At 61.2% G+C, this 18,521-nt stretch carries 15 protein-coding genes and 1 riboswitch; of the genes, 8 read left to right on the top strand and 7 right to left on the bottom strand.

Annotation, left to right across the window (positions count from 1 at the left end; genetic code table 11):
• Window positions 1–11: 11 nt before the first annotated feature.
• Window positions 12–1,853 (bottom strand): O-antigen ligase family protein, encoded by a 1,842-nt coding sequence (locus FRT59_RS14785; RefSeq protein ID WP_153871547.1) that lies wholly within the window; start codon window positions 1,851–1,853, stop codon window positions 12–14.
• 158 nt (window positions 1,854–2,011) lie between these two features.
• Here FRT59_RS14785 and msbA point away from each other — a divergent pair, with 158 nt between their 5' ends.
• Window positions 2,012–3,817, top strand: coding sequence for a lipid A export permease/ATP-binding protein MsbA (msbA, locus tag FRT59_RS14780; RefSeq protein ID WP_034117910.1), 1,806 nt, complete (start codon window positions 2,012–2,014; stop codon window positions 3,815–3,817).
• Between the two features lie 210 nt (window positions 3,818–4,027).
• Entirely contained in the window at window positions 4,028–5,449 is a 1,422-nt protein-coding gene (gene hldE, locus FRT59_RS14775) for a bifunctional D-glycero-beta-D-manno-heptose-7-phosphate kinase/D-glycero-beta-D-manno-heptose 1-phosphate adenylyltransferase HldE (protein ID WP_153871546.1), read from the top strand.
• A 33-nt stretch (window positions 5,450–5,482) separates the two neighbouring features.
• Here the strand turns inward: hldE and FRT59_RS14770 are convergent, their stop codons facing one another.
• The 4 genes from FRT59_RS14770 to FRT59_RS14755 are packed head-to-tail and all read right to left on the bottom strand — an operon-like array spanning window position 5,483 to window position 8,859.
• A complete protein-coding gene (locus tag FRT59_RS14770) occupies window positions 5,483–6,442 on the bottom strand; it encodes a metal ABC transporter ATPase (RefSeq protein ID WP_153871545.1) in 960 nt (319 codons plus the stop codon).
• A 41-nt stretch (window positions 6,443–6,483) separates the two neighbouring features.
• The gene (locus tag FRT59_RS14765) at window positions 6,484–7,296 is read right to left on the bottom strand and encodes an aldo/keto reductase (protein ID WP_034117411.1); all 813 of its coding nucleotides are present in this window, start codon (window positions 7,294–7,296) and stop codon (window positions 6,484–6,486) included.
• Window positions 7,293–8,468: an NAD(P)/FAD-dependent oxidoreductase gene (locus FRT59_RS14760; protein WP_153871544.1), complete on the bottom strand. Its 1,176-nt coding sequence runs from the start codon at window positions 8,466–8,468 to the stop codon at window positions 7,293–7,295. The genes FRT59_RS14765 and FRT59_RS14760 overlap by 4 nt, the downstream gene beginning before the upstream one ends.
• Window positions 8,469–8,523: 55 nt before the next feature.
• Window positions 8,524–8,859 (bottom strand): DMT family transporter, encoded by a 336-nt coding sequence (locus tag FRT59_RS14755; protein WP_034117413.1) that lies wholly within the window; start codon window positions 8,857–8,859, stop codon window positions 8,524–8,526.
• A gap of 103 nt (window positions 8,860–8,962) precedes the next feature.
• On the opposite strand from FRT59_RS14755, the gene FRT59_RS14750 reads away from it, so the two are divergent.
• Together FRT59_RS14750 and waaA are read left to right on the top strand one after the other, a co-directional pair.
• A complete protein-coding gene (locus FRT59_RS14750; protein ID WP_153871543.1) occupies window positions 8,963–9,853 on the top strand; it encodes a LysR family transcriptional regulator in 891 nt (296 codons plus the stop codon).
• A 23-nt stretch (window positions 9,854–9,876) separates the two neighbouring features.
• Window positions 9,877–11,154 carry a lipid IV(A) 3-deoxy-D-manno-octulosonic acid transferase gene (gene waaA, locus FRT59_RS14745; protein WP_034117415.1) on the top strand — a complete coding sequence of 426 codons (1,278 nt, stop codon included), beginning with the start codon at window positions 9,877–9,879 and terminating at the stop codon, window positions 11,152–11,154.
• A gap of 123 nt (window positions 11,155–11,277) precedes the next feature.
• Here waaA and FRT59_RS14740 read toward each other — a convergent pair whose 3' ends face one another.
• Window positions 11,278–12,717, bottom strand: a complete 1,440-nt coding sequence (locus FRT59_RS14740) for a TolC family outer membrane protein (protein ID WP_153871542.1) — start codon at window positions 12,715–12,717, stop codon at window positions 11,278–11,280.
• A 196-nt stretch (window positions 12,718–12,913) separates the two neighbouring features.
• Window positions 12,914–13,019, top strand: a riboswitch (TPP riboswitch).
• A 149-nt stretch (window positions 13,020–13,168) separates the two neighbouring features.
• Between FRT59_RS14740 and thiC the strand changes: the two genes are divergently transcribed.
• Together thiC and cytX are read left to right on the top strand one after the other, a co-directional pair.
• A complete protein-coding gene (thiC, locus tag FRT59_RS14735; protein ID WP_153838726.1) occupies window positions 13,169–15,073 on the top strand; it encodes a phosphomethylpyrimidine synthase ThiC in 1,905 nt (634 codons plus the stop codon).
• Between the two features lie 145 nt (window positions 15,074–15,218).
• The gene (cytX, locus tag FRT59_RS14730) at window positions 15,219–16,508 is read left to right on the top strand and encodes a putative hydroxymethylpyrimidine transporter CytX (RefSeq protein ID WP_153871541.1); all 1,290 of its coding nucleotides are present in this window, start codon (window positions 15,219–15,221) and stop codon (window positions 16,506–16,508) included.
• Here cytX and FRT59_RS14725 read toward each other — a convergent pair.
• Window positions 16,477–17,223, bottom strand: coding sequence for an RsiV family protein (locus FRT59_RS14725; RefSeq protein ID WP_153838728.1), 747 nt, complete (start codon window positions 17,221–17,223; stop codon window positions 16,477–16,479). The two genes, cytX and FRT59_RS14725, sit on opposite strands and share 32 nt — an antisense overlap.
• Before the next feature lie 194 nt (window positions 17,224–17,417).
• On the opposite strand from FRT59_RS14725, the gene FRT59_RS14720 reads away from it, so the two are divergent.
• Both FRT59_RS14720 and FRT59_RS14715 read left to right on the top strand, forming a co-directional pair.
• Window positions 17,418–18,035, top strand: coding sequence for an NUDIX domain-containing protein (locus FRT59_RS14720; protein ID WP_034117420.1), 618 nt, complete (start codon window positions 17,418–17,420; stop codon window positions 18,033–18,035).
• Window positions 18,026–18,475: a DUF1249 domain-containing protein gene (locus FRT59_RS14715; protein ID WP_153871540.1), complete on the top strand. Its 450-nt coding sequence runs from the start codon at window positions 18,026–18,028 to the stop codon at window positions 18,473–18,475. The genes FRT59_RS14720 and FRT59_RS14715 overlap by 10 nt, the downstream gene beginning before the upstream one ends.
• Window positions 18,476–18,521: the final 46 nt, after the last annotated feature.

The following is an 18,521-nucleotide window of genomic DNA, read 5'->3' as shown; positions in this document are numbered from 1 at the left end:
CCTACAGATGTTTAAAGGCTCTGGACCTGCTCGCGAATTTTCGCGGTAGCCGATGGGCTTGCCACTGAGGCGTAACCTTTGACCAGTTGTTCGAAGTGCGTTTCGAATAGCCAGTTACGGTCCTGTGGATAGCGCTGCATGTGGCGCAGGTTACGCTGGCGCAGGGCGTAGCGCAGTGAAGACGGGTAGATGCGCAGGTCGGCCACGTCGATCAGGCCGAACTCACCGTCATCCATCAACAGTACGTTGCCCAGGTGCAGCGAGCGGAAGTACACGCCGCGCTCGTGCAGCTGCGCCATGAACCGGCCAAAACGCTCGACCAGCGATTCGCGCAAGCTGCTGTCCAGGCTTTGCAACGCCTGACGCAAGGTCAGGCCGGGCAGTGGTGTATAGCTGACGGCGCTGCTGGCGTCGCTCAAGCGATACAGCCCGAGGATTTGCGGCGTGGGAATGCCCAGAGTACGCAACTGTTCGCTGTTGCTGGCAAAGCGCTCGGAGTAGGGGTTGAAGCTGCCGGAGGTGTACCAGCGGCGAGGGCGGAACAGCTTGAGGAAACTGCCGTCTTCCAGGCGCAGGACTTTCGGCCCCAGGCCGTCGGCTTCAATGACATGGGCATTGCTGCACAGTCGGTCAAAGGCTTCGTTCTTGATCGATCGCACCGGCATGCGCAGCAGGCTGCGGTGCCGCTGGGCAATGCTCAGGCCAGCAATGATTGCCAAGGGGATCCACAACAGGAACCAGTGCTCCTTGGGCCGCGACAGGATGCCGCCGCCTTCGGTGAGGCCGGCGCCGATGCCGTAGGCGAGCAGGGACGAGGCCAGGATGAACAGCGGCTGTGCGCGTTCCTTGAAACTTTTGTACAAGGCCCAACCGAGCATGAATATCCACGGGATAAAGCCGATGATGCCGACGTAGTACAGCACGCCGAGGGCGAAGCTATGCGGCTCGCGCAGTTCGGTGGTATTGGCCAGTGTCAGGTATAGCTCGGAGTCGTAGCTGTGGCCGATCCAGGGGTGTTCGGCGATACGCTGCAGCGAGAGGCCCCACACTTCGAGGCGAAACGAGGTGCCGCGCTCAGTGACCAGTTCGGGGGCGATGATCAAAAGGGCTGCCGCGCCTAGGAACATGCAACTGATCAGCACTGCTGCACGGCGATTACGGCTGACGAAACCCATCCACAGGGTGGTCAGGGTCAGTGCCAGCAGTGGTGTGCGGGAGCCGGTCGCCAGGATCGCCGCTGCCATGACCGCCAGGGCCGGCAAGCTGAACCACAGCACGCGCAGTCGATCGGTGGTCATGCACACATATAGCCAGTAGACGCAGAAAAAGCCGAAGATGTGGGAGCTGAGCAGAGGATTATCGAGGGCTCCAAGGCCACCGATCATGCGCATGCCGGGTTCAAAGCCTTTGGCGAATGCCACCAGGTTACAGAGGCACACTACCAGCGCAATCACGGCGGCACTGAAGAAGATCGGCTTGAACAACTCGTTGCGGTAATGCAGCAGCAGCCCGCAGCCACCAAAGAGCATGAAGGTGTTCAGCGGTCGCTTGAACAGGTCGGTGTCGGTGCTGTGTTCCGGGCTCCAGAGCAGGCTGATCAGGGCCCAGGCGGAGAAGGCCAGGAACGCGAGCGCCAGGGGCTCGCGCAACAGATCCTTGAGTTCCCGGGGGCGCATGCACAACAGGAACAAGGTCGGCACGCTGAACAGGATGTAGACAATCCGGTGCAGCACATTGCGATTGCCGACGAAGAACAGAGCACTCAGGAGCAGCAACAAGCCAACAGGCAAAATCCATAGGACCAGGAAGTCGAAAACGCGATTTGAGCCATAATTAAGGCGCTTGGAGTGCATACAGTAGAGCCATTCCAGAAAGAGAAAGCCGACCATCTTAAGCTAGTGGCTATGTAATGTCGCCCGTGGGATCCAACCGGGCCGCGGGCTACACCGGGTGCAAGTACAACAGAGAAGCTGTGCTAAAGTCAGCCTCCTTTTTCAAAACGCCGCGTGATATGACCGACTCCAGTCCGAGCGCAAGCCCTTCGAGCTTGAAAATATACTTCCGTCTGCTCAGTTACGTTAAGCCCTATATGGGCTTGTTCGCATTGAGTATTCTCGGATTTCTGATTTTCGCGTCGACCCAGCCGATGCTGGGTTACATCCTCAAGTACTTTGTCGACGGCCTTTCCAACCCGGAAGCCGTGCTGTTCCCGACCGTGCCGGTTTTGCGCGACCTGCAACTGCTGCAGGCCGTACCGCTGCTGATCATCCTGATCGCGGCCTGGCAGGGCTTGGGTTCGTTCCTGGGCAACTACCTGTTGGCCAAGGTCTCCCTGGGCCTGGTCCATGACCTGCGGGTACAGTTGTTCAACAACTTGCTGACGCTGCCCAACCGTTACTTCGACAATCACAACTCCGGGCACCTGATTTCCCGTATCACCTTCAACGTGACCATGGTCACGGGGGCGGCAACCGATGCGATCAAGGTAGTGATCCGCGAAGGCATGACGGTGATCTTCCTGTTTGCCTCCCTGCTGTACATGAACTGGCGCCTGACGCTGGTGATGATCGCGATCCTGCCGTTGATTGCGGTAATGGTCAGCACCGCCAGCAAGAAATTCCGCAAGCAGAGCAAGAAGATCCAGGTGGCCATGGGCGACGTGACCCACGTGGCTTCGGAAACCATCCAGGGCTACCGCGTAGTGCGCAGCTTTGGTGGCGAAGTCTACGAAGAGAAGCGTTTTCTCAAGGCCAGCCAGAGCAACACCAACAAGCAACTGCGCATGACCCGCACCGGGGCGATCTACACCCCGGCGCTGCAATTGGTGATCTACTCCGCCATGGCGGTGCTGATGTTCCTGGTCCTGTACCTGCGTGGCGACGCCTCGGCGGGTGACATGGTGGCCTACATCACCCTGGCCGGCTTGTTGCCCAAGCCGATCCGTCAGCTCTCGGAGGTCAGTTCGACCATCCAGAAAGGTGTTGCGGGCGCAGAAAGCATCTTTGAGCAGTTGGACGAAGACGTTGAGGTCGACCACGGCACCATCGAGCGCGACAAGGTCAATGGCCGCCTGGAAGTGCGCAATCTGAACTTCACCTACCCAGGCACCGAACGCCATGTGCTCAAGGACATCAGCTTCACTGCCGAGCCTGGGCAGATGATCGCCCTGGTGGGCCGTTCAGGCAGCGGCAAGTCGACCCTGGCCAGCCTGATCCCGCGTTTCTACCACCATGAAAGCGGTGAAATCCTGCTCGATGGTGTAGAGATCGAAGACTACAAGCTGCTCAACCTGCGCAAGCACATTGCCCAGGTCACCCAGCACGTGACCCTGTTCAGCGACACCGTGACCAACAACATTGCCTACGGCGACCTGGCTGGTGCGCCTCGCGCCGACGTTGAAGCGGCGGCGGCAGATGCCAATGCCAAGGACTTCATCGACCAGTTGCCCAAGGGCTTCGATACCCAGGTCGGCGAGAATGGTGTGCTGTTGTCCGGCGGCCAGCGCCAGCGCCTGGCGATTGCCCGTGCATTGCTCAAGAATGCGCCGCTGCTGATTCTCGACGAGGCCACCTCGGCCCTCGACACCGAGTCCGAGCGGCATATCCAGGCGGCCCTGGACAAGGTCATGCAAGGCCGTACGACCCTGGTGATCGCGCACCGTTTGTCGACCATCGAGAAGGCTGACCTGATTCTTGTGATGGATGACGGGCGGATTGTCGAGCGCGGTACCCACGGCGAGTTGTTGGCGCAGAACGGCTATTACGCTCGCCTGCATGCCATGGGCCTGGACGCACCGGTGCCAGCGGATATCACCTGATCTGACAGGTGCGCACCGGGCTATTGTGGGAGGGGGCTTGCCCCTGATAGCGAAGGGTCAGCTTGCAGAAATGCGGCTGACCCACCGCCATCGGGGGCAAGCCCCCTCCCACATTTGCCCTGCAATGGATTCAGCGTCGCGCCAGTCGCAAGCCATCGCAAACCCTGTGCTAATATCGCGCCCCTGTTCATTTTGTATGTGGGTTGCTCCATGAAGTTGTCCATGCCGCGATTCAATCAAGCCGCTGTCTTGGTGGTCGGCGATGTCATGCTCGACCGTTACTGGCATGGCGGTACCTCACGGATTTCCCCTGAGGCGCCGGTACCGGTAGTCAAGGTCGAGCAAATCGAAGACCGCCCAGGTGGCGCTGCCAACGTCGCCCTCAATATTGCCGCCCTCGGCGCCCCGGCCTCCCTGGTGGGTGTGACCGGCGACGACGAAGCTGCCGACAGCCTGGCCAACAGCCTGCAGGGTGCCGGCGTGCGCGCACTGTTCCAGCGCATCGCCCATCAGCCGACTATCGTCAAGCTACGGGTCATGAGCCGTCACCAGCAGTTGCTGCGTATCGATTTCGAAGAACCGTTCGCCACCGACGCCCTGGCCCTCGGCAACCAGGTCGACGCGTTGCTTGAAGGTATCAAAGTGCTGGTGTTGTCCGACTACGGCAAAGGCGCCTTGCAGAATCATCAGGTTCTGATCCAGGCCGCCAAGGCTCGCAACATTCCGGTACTGGCCGACCCCAAGGGCAAGGACTTCTCGGTGTATCGAGGCGCCAGCCTACTGACGCCGAACCTCAGCGAGTTCGAAACCATCGTTGGCGGTTGCGCCGATGAGCACGAGCTGGTGAGCAAGGGGGCCGCATTGATGACCGAACTTGACCTGGGCGCCTTGCTGGTGACCCGTGGTGAACACGGCATGACCCTGTTGCGCCCGGACCATCCGGCGATGCACCTGCCGGCGCGTGCCCGTGAAGTGTTTGACGTTACCGGTGCCGGCGACACAGTGATTTCCACCCTGGCGGCGTCTATCGCGGCCGGCGAGGAACTGCCCCACGCCGTGGCCTTGGCCAACCTGGCGGCGGGTATTGTGGTGGGCAAGCTGGGTACCGCGGCGATCAGCGCACCGGAATTGCGCCGTGCGATCCAGCGCTCCGAAGGTTCGGAGCGCGGCGTGCTGGGCCTGGAGCAATTGCTGCTGGCGATTGACGACGCCCGTGCCCATAACGAAAGCATTGTGTTTACCAACGGCTGCTTTGACATCCTGCACGCCGGTCATGTGACTTACCTGGAGCAGGCGAGTGCCCAAGGCGATCGCTTGATCGTCGCGGTCAACGATGATGCTTCGGTCAGTCGCTTGAAAGGCCCGGGCCGTCCGATCAACAGTGTCGACCGGCGCATGGCGGTGCTGGCGGGGCTGGGCGCAGTGGACTGGGTGATCAGCTTCTCTGAGGGCACTCCGGAAAACCTGCTGGCCCAGGTCAAGCCAGACGTGCTGGTCAAGGGCGGTGACTATAGTGTCGACCAGGTGGTCGGTGCGGATATCGTCAGTGCCTACGGCGGTACGGTCAAAGTGCTGGGGCTGGTTGAAAACAGTTCTACCACGGCTATCGTCGAAAAAATCCGCAACAACTAATACGCGCGACAGCCGGGGCGAGGCTGCTCGCCCCTAACTCTTTTTCGGCACGATCTTGCGCAGCATCTGCCGCGCCTTGCCGGTCAAACGCTTGAGTTTCGAGTCCTTTTCCGGCTCTGCCAGGCCCTGTTGCCTGAGCCAGTCCTTCCAGCGAATCCGCTCATCGCGCACCAGCCAGCCTTCTTGCTGGGCAAAGCTTTCCGCCAGGTACAAACCGCGTGTGCTGGCCGGGTACAGCTGGTCTTTCTTGACGGTATACAACTCGGCGAGTGGCTCTCCGTCTTTCAACGGCATCAGGTACAGGTCCGGCCGCTGGCGATCCAGGCGCGCTACCAGTTGGTCACCCTCCAGGCGTTCGTCCACATGGAACAGGCTCAAGGACTTGGCTTCCTTCGGCACTTCCAGGCGCAGGTCATAAATCAATTGCAGCGACGCCGTTGGCAGGTGCACATAGGCCCGCGGGCGCTCGATTAGTTGGGTAGTGGCGCAGCGCACCGGGCGAGCTGCGCCAGACAAAGGGCTCAGGCGAAATGGCAGGGCTTCGCGGTAATGCAGGGCGGAGGAGTAGGGGGCAGGCAGCCAAGTGTCGTTGAAGCGCCCGCCGAGCCAGCCTTCCGGGGTTTCGAGCAGGCATTCCTCGGCAATTTCCTGGATGGCGGTGTGCAGTGGCAGGTTCAGCTCATGGGCCGGTACGTAGCCTGAGATCAGCTTGAGCACCACATCGCCGCGGTCCTGGCGGCGTTGGCGCACCAGTACCCAGTAATCCTTGTTTTGCCAGTGCAGGGTCAGGCGCACCGAGACGCCGAGGTTCGCCAGCTCCAAGGCGAAGCGTTCGGCGTCTGGCACTTCTACCGGCTTGCGCCGTTGCAGGGTCTGGGCGAAGTTGAGCGGCATGCCGACGCTCTGGTAGCTCAGGCCCTCGGGCGTGGCTTCGACGTGCAACGGTAGTGTCTTGAAGTTACTCGGGTTTTTTCGAATCAGCGTGCGCGACATGTCGGCTCCTTCTTGCGACGGGGTCGGCCGCGTCGGCGGCATCAGAGTTGACGGATGACCCGGGCAGCGGTCGCCACGTTATGGGCCAGGTGCAGCGGATTAATGGTCCCGACAATAGCACTGGCGACGCCCGTTTGCGCAAACAACAACATGAAACTGGCATGAATTGGATCCATTCCTGGCTCCAGGCACACGTGGCCGCTGGCCAGGGCTTTTTTCACCAGGATGCCCTTGCCATGGGCTGCCGCATAATCGATCACGGCTTTCTCAGCCTGTTCGTTGAGGTTGTAGGTGACCATCGCGCAGTCACCCTGTTCCAACGCCTTTACGCCGCCTTCCACGGTTTTGCCGGAGAAGCCGAAACCGCGAATCTTGCCTTCTTGCTTCAGCTCCGCCAGGGTCTGGTAAACCTCGCAATCATTGAGGATATGCAAGTCGTTGCCGTCGGAATGCACCAGCACCAGATCGATAAAGTCCGTTTCAAGGCGTTTCAGGCTGCGTTCGATCGACATCCGCGTATGGGCTGCGCTGAAATCGTGATGAGATACGCCGTTAACAAACTCTTCGCCGACTTTGCTGACGATCACCCAGTCCTTGCGTTGGTCACGCAGCAGTGGGCCCAGGCGCTCTTCGCTCATGCCATAGGCCGGCGCGGTGTCGATCAGGTTGATGCCCAGCTCGCGCGCCTGGCGCAACAGCATCCGCGCCTCGTCGTCGCCAGGGATCTGAAAGCCGTTGGGGTATTTCACCCCCTGGTCGCGGCCCAGCTTGACGGTGCCCAGGCCCAGCGGTGATACCAGCAGGCCAGTGCTGCCCAGTGGGCGATGCAAGTCGTGCAGGGTTGGCAGGCTCATGGCAACAAATGCTCCCAGGCAGGTTGGCCGATAGCTGGTTTTGGCAGGTCGGGCAGTGGGGCGCTGGCGCTGGGGCGGATGCCGTCGCGCTCGAGGGCGTTGAGTACACGGTCGGCGAAGTCCGGCGCCAGGGCCAGTTTGGTCGGCCAACCCACCAACAGGCGGCCGTCTTCGGCGAGGAAGGCGTTGTCGGGACGCGTCAGCCCCGATTGCAGCGGCTCGGCGCGATCCACCCGCAGGGTAGCCCACTGGGTCTGGCTCATGTCGATCCAGGGCAGCAGTTGCGCCAGCTCTTTCTGGGCGGTGGCAATTTGTTCTTCAGGTGTGCGCGCTACGCCATCCGCCTCGGCGATATCGCCGCCCATGTACCACACCCAATTGCCGTCGGCAGCCGGGTGGGTGGTCACGGTGATGCGCGGCTTGGTACCGCCACCCAGGCAATGGGCGTACAGCGGCTTGAGGCCCGGGCCTTTGGCGATGATCATGTGCAGCGGGCGAGTTTGCATGGCCGGCTGGCTCAGGCCCAGGGCCGTGAGCAAGTCAGCGGTGCCAGCGCCGGCGCTCAATACAATGCGCTGGGCCCGAATTTCACGGCCATCGACCTTCAAGCCCACCAGCGTGTCACCGTCTCGTAGCGGTTCGATATGCTGGCCAGCGAGCAAGCCGTCACCCGCTAATTGCGCCAGGCGTTCGATCAGGCTCGGCACGTCTACCACCAATTCCGCCAGGCGATAGACCTTGCCCTTGAAGCGGCGGTCTTGCAGGGCAGGAGGAAGCTCGTCGCCCTTGACCTGATCGACGCGGCCACGCACGGCCTTGCTGGCGAAGAAGCTGGTGAGGTTGCCGGCGAGAGTGCCCGGCGACCACAGGTAATGGGCTTGGGACAGCAGGCGTACGCCGGACAGGTCCAACTCGCCGCTGCCTGTGAGGGCTTCACGCCAGCGGCGCGGCATGTCGGCAATGGCTTCGGAGGCGCCGGTGAGGGCGCCATGCAGGGCGTATTTCGCACCGCCGTGAATGATCCCCTGGGACTTCACACTTTGCCCGCCGCCCAGGGTGGCGCTTTCCACCAGCACCGTGGCAAACCCCTGGCGGCGCAGGCGCGCATTGAGCCAGAGGCCGGCAACCCCGGCGCCGACAATCAGAACGTCGGTGGAAATAACGGATGGCATCGGCGACCTCAGTGTTCAAGACAAGAGGCGCAGTATACAGGCTGTTGAGGAGCGGTCAGTGCCCGACGGTTTTCGAGAACAGCTGAATCACCACCACGCCCAGCACAATCAGGGCCATGCCCAGCATCGCCGGTACATCCAGCTTTTGCCCGTAGATGAACAGCGCTGCAACACTGACCATCACAATCCCCAGCCCTGCCCAGACCGCGTAGGCCACGCCCACCGGCACGGTGCGCACCACCAGGGTAAGCATCCAGAACGCTACGCCATAACCCACTATCATCAGCAGTAGCGGGATCGGTGTGCTCAAGCCCTTGACCGCTTTCATGGAGACGGTCGCGACCACTTCCGAGCAAATGGCAATGGCCAGGTAAATATAGGCGGCATTCATGGGGTAATCCTCGGTGTGTTAGGTGCTCGATAAGGTCGGCATTCTAGTCGTTTGCCAGATGGGGTAAAGTCATTACCTATCTGTAATGGAGATAGGTTGAGCCATGAGCGTGCAGTGGAACCTGGAACAGATGCGCCTGTTTGTCAGCGTCGCCGAGCAGCGTTCGTTTTCGGCCGTAGCCCGCGGTCAGCGCAAGGCACAATCTGCGATCAGCAATGCAATCGCCTTGCTGGAAGCGGACTTGGGCGTAAGCCTGTTTGAGCGTAGCAGCGGCCGCCAGCCGAGTTTGACCGAGGCTGGCAGCGTGTTACTGGAGGAAGCGCGTGAAGTGCTGCGCCAGTGCGAGCGGCTCAACGGCCGGGCGCTGTCGTTGACCCGCGGCGAGGAAGCCTGCCTGCGCCTGGCCCAGGATGAAGCGATGTTGTTCCAGCCGGTGCTCGATAGCCTCGAGGTGCTGGCGGTGCAATACCCGCTGCTGGAAGTGCAGCTGTCCAGCGCCGCCCAGGGCGATGTAGCGCGCAAGCTGGTGGAGCGCAAGGCAGACTTGGGGCTGTTGTTCTACCACGATCAAATCCCCGAGGCTCTGGAGCGGCGGGTGGTGGGCAGTGTGGAAATGGTCACGGTGTGCGGCGTGAATCACCCGCTGGCCAAGGAGCAGTACGTGACGTGCCAACATTTGGCCCAGTATCGGCAGTTGCTGATGTCGACCCAGACCAGCGTCTACCCCGGCAGCGAAGCGGCCAGCCCACTGGTGTGGCGCGCCGACAGCTTCTATGTATTGGCCGAATGGTTGATGAGCGGCCTGGGCTGGGCCTGGTTGCCTCGGCATATCGTGCAATACCCGACCTACCAACAACAGATGGTCGAATTGGCCAGCGAATGGACGCCGCCGGCGCTGGTGGTGGAGTTGGTATGGCGCCGCGATGAACACCTTGGGCCCGCCGCCCGTTTCCTGGCCAAACGTTTTGCCGAGTGCTTGCAGGCGATCGACTGAAAAAGCCGATAAACTCCGCCGCCATGAATAGAACTCTCTACAGCTGTCTGTTTTACCTGGCGCTGCCGTTGGTGGCCTTACGTCTGTGGTTGCGTGCGCGCAAGGCGCCGGCCTATGCAACGCGTGTTGGCGAGCGGTTTTCCTATGGCCTGCCGCAGATGCGCCCCGGCGGCATTTGGGTGCATGCCGTGTCGGTGGGCGAAAGCATTGCTGCCGCGCCGATGATTCGCGGTTTGCTGGAACGTTATCCACAGCTGCCGATCACCGTCACCTGCATGACGCCCACCGGTTCGGAGCGTATCCAGGCGCTGTTCGCCAACGAACCGCGCATCCAGCACTGCTACCTGCCGTACGATTTGCCCTGCGCCGCCAAGCGTTTTCTCGACCGTGTGCAGCCCAAGCTGGCAGTGATCATGGAAACCGAGCTGTGGCCCAACCATATCCATGCCTGCGCCCGGCGCGGCATCCCGGTGGCGCTGGCCAATGCACGGTTGTCGGCGCGTTCGGCCAAGGGTTATGCACGTTTCGCCAAGTTGACGGCGCCCATGCTCTCGCAAATGAGTCTGTTCGCTGTGCAGACTGAAACCGAGGCCGAGCGTTTTCGCAGCCTGGGCGCGCGCCCTGAAACCGTGGAGGTTACCGGCTCGATCAAGTTCGACCTGACCATCGATCCGCAACTGCCGGAGCGCGCCGCCGCCTTGCGCGAACAATGGGGCGCCAGCGAGCGGCCAGTGTGGATCGCGGCCAGTACCCACGAAGGCGAAGATGAAGTGGTGCTTGCGGCCCATCGCCAATTGCTCGCCAGCTACCCCAACGCCTTGCTGATTTTGGTGCCACGCCACCAGGAACGCTTCGGCCCGACGTTTGAGCGTTGCGTGCAGCAGGGCTTTGCCACGGTACGTCGCTCCAGTGGCGAGCCAGTTACCGCGCAAACCTCAGTGTTGCTTGGCGACACCATGGGCGAGTTGTTGTTTCTCTACGCCTTGGCCGACAGCGCTTTTGTCGGCGGCAGCCTGGTGCCGACCGGTGGGCACAATCCGCTGGAGCCGGCGGCGCTGGGTAAGCCGGTGATCATGGGGCCGCACCTGTTCAACTTTCTCGAAATCACCGCGATGATGCGCGACGCCGGGGCGTTGCGAGAGGTGGATGATGCAGACGGTTTGGCCGAAGCGGTGCGGCAGCTTTTCGAGCTGCCGCAGGATGCACACAGGATGGCGCAGGCGGGGTTGAAAGTGATGCAGGCCAACCAGGGTGCGTTAAAACGCCTTTTGGACGGTTTGGAAAGATTGATCGCTCACTGACCCAGCGCCCATCAAATGTGGGAGGGGGCTTGCTCCCGATGGCAGTGGGTCAGCCAACCTATTGGGCGACTGACACAGCGCTATCGGGAGCAAGCCCCCTCCCACATTGGTTATGCGGTGAGCTTAATAACCGGGGCGGGCCTTGAGCTGTTCGGCGGCGGCCTTGACCAGGTCCGGTGGCAGGAAGTCCTTGTCCGGGTTGTAGTCCGCCTTGAGGTAGCGCGCCAGGTCTTGCAGGTCCCCTGGGTTCAGCGTGCCCGCTGCCTGTTTCAAGCGCAGGTTGTCGAGGATGTAGTCGTAGCGGCTGTTGTTGTAGTTACGCACCGACGAGTACAGCTGGCGCTGTGAGTCCAGCACGTCGACGATGTTGCGCGTGCCCACCTGATAGCCGATTTCCGTGGCTTCCACTGCGCTCTGGTTGGAGATGATCGACTGGCGGCGTGCCTGTACCTGTTCCACATCGGTATTCACCGCACGGTGCAGGTTTCGAGTGTTTTCTACCACCTGGCGGCGCAGACCCTCACGTTGCTGTTCGGTCTGGTCCAGGCGTGAATAGGATTCGCGCACTTGCGAGCTGGTGAGGCCACCGCTGTAGATCGGGATGTTCAATCGCAGGCCGATGGTGCGTTGTGACACATCACCGCCGTACGGGATGGGCAACTGGTTGGGGTTGCTGAAACCCAGGGCGTCGTTGTCACCTTTTTCGTATTGCGCGACGGCGTCGAGCGTCGGTAAGTGCCCGGCCTTGCGTTGCCGCAGGGTTTCTTCGGCGGCGGTCACCGCATAGTTGCTGGCCAGCAGGTTGAGGTTCTGGCGACCGGCGGTTTCGACCCAGGCCTTGGCGTCGTTTGGCGCCGGCGGCAGTACCGGCAGGGTATGGACGATGCCCTGGATCGAGTTGTATTGACGGTTGGTCAGGGTAATCAGCGCTTCAAAGGCGTCGTCTACCTGGCGCTGGGCAACGATGCGGTTGGCCCGGGCCGTGTCGTAGCTGGCCTGGGATTGCAGCACGTCGGTCTTGTCCGACAGGCCCACGTCAAAGCGTTCGTTGGACTGGTCGAGCTGGCGCTTGAAGGCATTTTCTTCGGCCTTGGTCGAGGCCAGGTTGTCCTGGGCGCGCAGCACGGCGAAGTAGCTCTCGGCACTTTGCAAAATCAGGTTCTGTTCGGTGGCCGACAGTTGCAGCGAGGCTTGCTCGTTGACGGCTTCGGCGGCTTGCAGTTGGAACCAGCGATCGGCGCGAAACAGCGGCTGGCTCAGGGTGGCGCGCCATGAGTGGGCGTCCCGGTTGGCCGTGGCGGCCGGCTGGTCGATCTGGGTGCGCACGTTATTGCTGTCGGCACCGGCCGACAGGTTTGGCAGCAGCCCGGCGCGGGCCTGGGGCACCACTTCTTTTTGCGCGCCGTATTGGGCGCGGGCGGCGGCCAGGTCGGCGTTGTTGTTCGCCGCTTCCTGATAGACGCTGACCAGGTCGGTGCGGGCGGACAAGGGCGCTTCAGCTGCCCAGACCATTCCGTTGGTCGCACAAGACACGGCAAGAGCCAGTGAAAGTTTGCGCAGCATGAGGCGATCCCTAGTGTGAATATTACGGCAATAATTTAGCGCCCAAGGCTAAGGCTGGCCAATCCTGGCGTCAAGCATTGTGGCGGCAACCGAGTGTAGTGTTGCTGACCCGGCGCAACAATCCCGTAATCACGCCATTCATCACGCTGAATGCACCGCTATTGGCAATTTGCCTGCGCCATGGTCTAGACTGGCCGCGTTCTTGTCGGGGTGCCTTGTTGGAAGGCTGAGATCGGTAAATACCGGATCCCGTTGAACCTGATCAGGTTAGCGCCTGCGTAGGGAACAAGATTTCTCGTCACCCGGCGAGTCCTCTTGTGCTTCGTCCGGGATGTTGTTCGACCATCGAACAATCCTCCAGTACCGAGCACAGCACTGGTTTCAGTGCGTCCATCCGTCACAGGTTCGCTCCGACAAAAATCCACCGCCTGGATAAGTTGGAGAGCCCGTGATGAGCACTGAACTGAAAAGTACAAAACTAAAAAATACCGTGCACCTGAGTGAATCGGCCAAGGTCGACTCTGGTTCCGTGCAGCCGTTTACCCGCTCGCAGAAAATCTACGTACCAGGTACTCGCCCGGACATTCGTGTGCCGATGCGCGAAATCAGCCTGGATGTGACTCCCACCGATTTTGGCGGTGAAATCAACGCGCCCGTGGTCGTCTACGACACCTCCGGCCCGTATACCGACCCCAATGTCATCATCGACGTGCGCAAAGGTTTAGGCGATGTACGCTCGCCCTGGATCGAATCCCGGGGCGACACCGAGCGCCTGTCTGGCCTGAGCTCGCACTTCGGCCAACAGCGCCTGAGCGATGCCGAATTGACCGCCTTGCGCTTTGCCCATGTGAAGAACCCGCGTCGCGCCAAGGCCGGTGCTAACGTCACGCAGATGCACTACGCGCGCAAAGGCATCATTACCGCCGAGATGGAGTACGTCGCCATCCGCGAAAACATGAAGCTGGAGGAGGCCCGCGCCAGCGGCCTGCTGGACCAGCAGCACGCCGGCCACAGCTTCGGCGCCAGCGTGCCGAAAATCATCACCCCAGAGTTCGTGCGCGAAGAAATCGCCCGTGGCCGAGCGATCATTCCGGCCAACATCAACCACACCGAACTGGAACCGATGATCATCGGCCGTAACTTCCTGGTGAAGATCAACGGCAATATCGGCAACAGTGCGTTGGGCTCGTCCATTGAAGAAGAAGTGGCGAAACTGACCTGGGGCATTCGCTGGGGCTCGGACACCGTCATGGACCTGTCCACCGGCAAGCACATCCATGAAACCCGCGAGTGGATCATCCGCAATTCGCCAGTGCCGATCGGTACCGTGCCGATCTACCAGGCCCTGGAAAAAGTCGGCGGCGCCGCCGAAGACCTGACCTGGGAGCTGTTCCGCGACACCTTGATCGAACAGGCCGAGCAGGGCGTGGACTACTTCACCATCCACGCCGGCGTGTTGCTGCGCTACGTGCCACTGACCGCCAAACGCGTCACCGGCATCGTCTCGCGTGGCGGCTCGATCATGGCCAAGTGGTGCCTGGCGCATCACAAAGAGAACTTCACCTACACGCATTTCGACGAAATCTGCGAAATCATGAAGGCCTATGACGTCAGCTTCTCCCTCGGCGATGGCCTGCGCCCAGGCTCGATTGCCGATGCCAACGACGCCGCGCAATTTGGTGAGCTGGAAACCCTTGGCGAACTGACCAAGATCGCCTGGAAGCATGACGTGCAAACGATGATCGAAGGCCCAGGCCATGTGCCGATGCAGTTGATCAAAGAGAACATGGACAAGCAGCTGGAGTGCTGTGACGAGGCACCGTTCTACACCCTCGGCCCATTGACCACTGACATTGCACCAGGTTACGACCACATCACGTCGGGTATCGGTGCGGCGATGATCGGCTGGTTCGGTTGCGCCATGCTCTGCTACGTCACGCCCAAGGAACACTTGGGCTTGCCGAACAAGGATGACGTGAAGACCGGGATCATCACCTACAAGATCGCCGCACACGCAGCCGATCTCGCCAAAGGCCATCCGGGCGCGCAGATCCGCGATAACGCCTTGAGCAAGGCGCGCTTCGAGTTCCGCTGGGAAGACCAGTTCAACCTTGGCCTGGACCCGGACACCGCACGTTCCTACCACGATGAAACCTTGCCGAAGGATTCGGCCAAGGTCGCGCATTTCTGCTCCATGTGCGGGCCGAAGTTCTGCTCGATGAAAATCACCCAGGAAGTGCGTGAGTACGCGGCCAACCAGCGCATTGAGGCGGTGGATGTGGACGTGGCCAAGGGTTTGGCGGAACAGGCGGAGCGGTTCAAGCAGGAAGGTAGCCAGCTCTACAAGAAGGTCTGAACCGGGATCGCAGGCGCCTGCACTGGCCTCTTCGCGAGCAAGCCCGCTCCCACATTTTGATCTGTGAATACATTCAAATTGTGGGAGCGGGCTTGCTCGCGAAAGCGATCTTCCAAACAACAAGTGCCCCTCAGAGATACCACCCTTGAGCCTTCAACCCAGCACCTACTCCCCCGACATCGCAGTGCCTGCCGACGAAAGAGTATTTGGCACCCGCGACCTGTTCTCCCTGTGGTTCTCCCTCGGCATTGGCCTGATGGTCCTGCAAACCGGTGCCCTGCTCGCGCCGGGTCTGGGCTTGTCTGGCGCGTTGCTGGCGATTTTTCTCGGCACGTCGGTCGGTGTGCTGTTGCTGGCTGCGGTCGGCGTGATCGGCAGTGACACCGGTCTGTCAGCCATGGCTGCGCTCAAGCTCAGCCTCGGTGCCCGGGGCGCCAGCCTGCCGGCGCTGTTGAACCTGCTGCAATTGATCGGCTGGGGCTCTTTCGAGATCATCGTGATGCGCGACGCCGCCAGCTTGCTCGGTACGCGGGCGTTCAGCGAAGGTAGCCTGCTGGCGTCCCCCTTGCTGTGGACGCTGTTTTTCGGTGGCCTGGCGACCTTGCTGGCGGTCAGCGGGCCGCTGACGTTTGTGCGGCAAATCCTGCGCAAATGGGGCATCTGGCTGCTGCTCGCCGCTTGCCTGTGGCTGACCTGGAACCTGTTTGCCAAAGCCGACCTCGCCGCCCTCTGGGCTCAAGCCGGTGACGGCTCGATGCCGTTTGCGGTGGGGTTCGATATTGCCATTGCCATGCCGTTGTCCTGGCTGCCGCTGATTGCCGATTACTCACGTTTCGGCAAACGTGCGAAAAGCGTGTTCGGCGGCACGGCACTGGGGTTCTTTATCGGTAATTTCTGGCTGATGAGCCTGGGCGTGGCCTACACCCTGGCGTTTGCGCCGAGCGGTGAAGTCAACGCGTTGCTGTTGGCCCTGGCTGGCGCGGGCCTGGGGATTCCACTGTTACTGATCCTGTTGGATGAATCAGAAAACGCCTTTGCCGATATTCACTCGGCGGCGGTGTCCAGCGGGATGCTGTTGCGCTTGAAGGTCGAGCACCTGGCGTTGGCGATTGGCGTGATCTGCACCTTGATCGCCTGCCTGGCGCCGTTGGCGCAGTACCAGAACTTCCTGTTGCTGATCGGCTCAGTGTTTGCACCGTTATTCGGCGTGGTGCTGGTGGATCACTTCATCTTGCGTCGCCGTGCCCCGGGCGCCGTCACGCTATTGCGCTGGACGGCATTGCTGGCCTGGCTGGGCGGCATCGCCACTTATCATCTGTTGGCCAACCTGTATCCGGACGTCGGCGCGACCCTGCCGGCACTGGTGCTGGCAGGGCTGTTGCAACTGATCCTGGGCCGGGCCTTCAGCGGCGTGCGGGCACCAGTTCAGGCTTGATCACACCGCTGAGGCGCGCATAAGGGATGGTCATTTCGATCAGCCCCATGGCGTAAGGGGCGATGGTGGCGACGTTGTACTTGAGCACTACGCCGCTGCTGGTCAGGGCGACGTTCGGGGTTTTCTGGAACGGCCAGTTCTTCACGAATTCCGGGTCGCGGTCCATCTGCGAGTTGATCAGCCAGGTGTTGTGGGCGACCTTCGCGGTATTCCAAAACGCCTGTTCCTGGCCAGGCAGCAGCATATCGGCCAGGCTCAGCTCTTTATGAAGCAGGCGTGAATAATTGATGAAGCCACGCCCCGGCTCGCCGTGGGCGACGCCGGTGTCCAGGTAGCTGGACACTTCGATGATCACCAGTGCGTCATGTTGCTCACGTACCTTGGCCTGCAAGTACATGCTGTGGCGGTTCGCAGATTCACGCAAAAACTTGTCCCGATAGGCATTCAGGGTGGCCGGCACGGCAGCGCCCGGCGTAGTGCGGGTCATTTGCAGCAGGCGTTGCTCTACCAGGGTGTCGAGTTGCGGCTCGGTAGGGAAGTGCAGGGTGTCGATGTTCACCAGCGGGCAGTCAGGGCTATCGCAGCCTGGCTTGATCTGTTCCGTTTTGTCGGTGGTGGTGTCCAGCGGCTTGAGGTGGCCGGGTTGGAACAGGCTCTGGCAAGCACCCAGGGTCAAGGCAATACAGGCCACGGAGGCGATTCTTAAAAGCGACATGTGTGTCCTTCGTAAATCGGTGGAAAGCGAAAAAGAGTAGCGCTTGGACTGCCAACAAGGCAGTCAGTTCGCCACTAGACTGATGAGGGTGAGTTTGACGCCCGCCGCATGTCCCGGCAACCGGAAAGGGGCTGCATCAACGGGCAATGGCGCGTTAGGATGGCGCCAATTGCATCAGCATAACGAGGAAGAACATGACGGACATCGCGAAGTCCACGCCGAACAAGATCGAGATTGTTCAGCGCGATAATGCCTATCAGGGCTTCTACAAGTTGGACTGCGTGCAACTGCGCCACGAGAAGTTCGACGGCGGCATGAGCCGGGTGATCAACCGCGAAGTCTTCGTTCGTCATGACGCCGTGTGCGTGTTGCCCTATGACCCGCAGCGCGATGAGGTGGTGCTGATCGAACAGTTCCGCGTCGGCGCCATGGGCCGCGCCGATAACCCGTGGCTGGTGGAAATGGTCGCCGGCCTGATTGACAAGGACGAGCAACCGGAGGAGGTTGCACACCGCGAGGCCGAGGAGGAAGCTGGGCTGACATTCTCCGCGCTGTGGCCGATCACCAAGTACTTCCCATCGCCCGGCGGCAGTACCGAATTTGTCCACCTGTACCTGGGCCGTTGCGACAGCTCGGGCGCGGGTGGCGTCCATGGATTGGAAGAAGAGGCAGAAGATATCCGCGTCACCGCCTGGGCCTTCGAAGATGCCTTGCAAGCGGTCCGTGACGGCAAAATTTCCAATGCAGCCAGCATCATCGCCCTGCAATGGCTTGCGCTTAACCGCGCGGAAGTGAGGGGGTTATGGCAGTAAAGGCACGTGAACGTTATCGAGTTGATCTTGTCGGGCTGCAAGCCGCCTGCGAGGCCAACTATGCGCGGCTGATGCGCCTGCTCCCCGACATGCGCCACACCCCCGAGGCGCGGCGTATCGCCGTGACCCATGGGGACCAGATGCTCGGTGTGCTGACCCTGGAAGTCATCCTCACTTGCCCGTATACGACCACACTGCGTGTTCGCCAGGAGCACAGCCTGCCGTGGCTGCCGGTACCGCAATTGGAAGTGCAGGTGTACCACGACGCGCGTATGGCCGAAGTGGTCAGCGCCGAACATGCACGACGCTTTCGCAGCATCTATCCTTACCCGAATGTGTTCATGCACCAACCCGATGAGAAAGCACAGCTCAATGTGTTCCTCGGTGAATGGCTGAGCCACTGCCTGGCCTTGGGCCATGAGTTCGAAGTCGTGCGGTAGATGTGAACGGCGTCTGCTTCCTCTGCTTTCCTCTTTGTGTCCTGCC

The sequence above is a fragment of the Pseudomonas haemolytica genome (assembly GCF_009659625.1).
Taxonomy (GTDB): domain Bacteria; phylum Pseudomonadota; class Gammaproteobacteria; order Pseudomonadales; family Pseudomonadaceae; genus Aquipseudomonas; species Aquipseudomonas haemolytica.
This window is presented reverse-complemented; position numbering and strand designations above follow the sequence as displayed.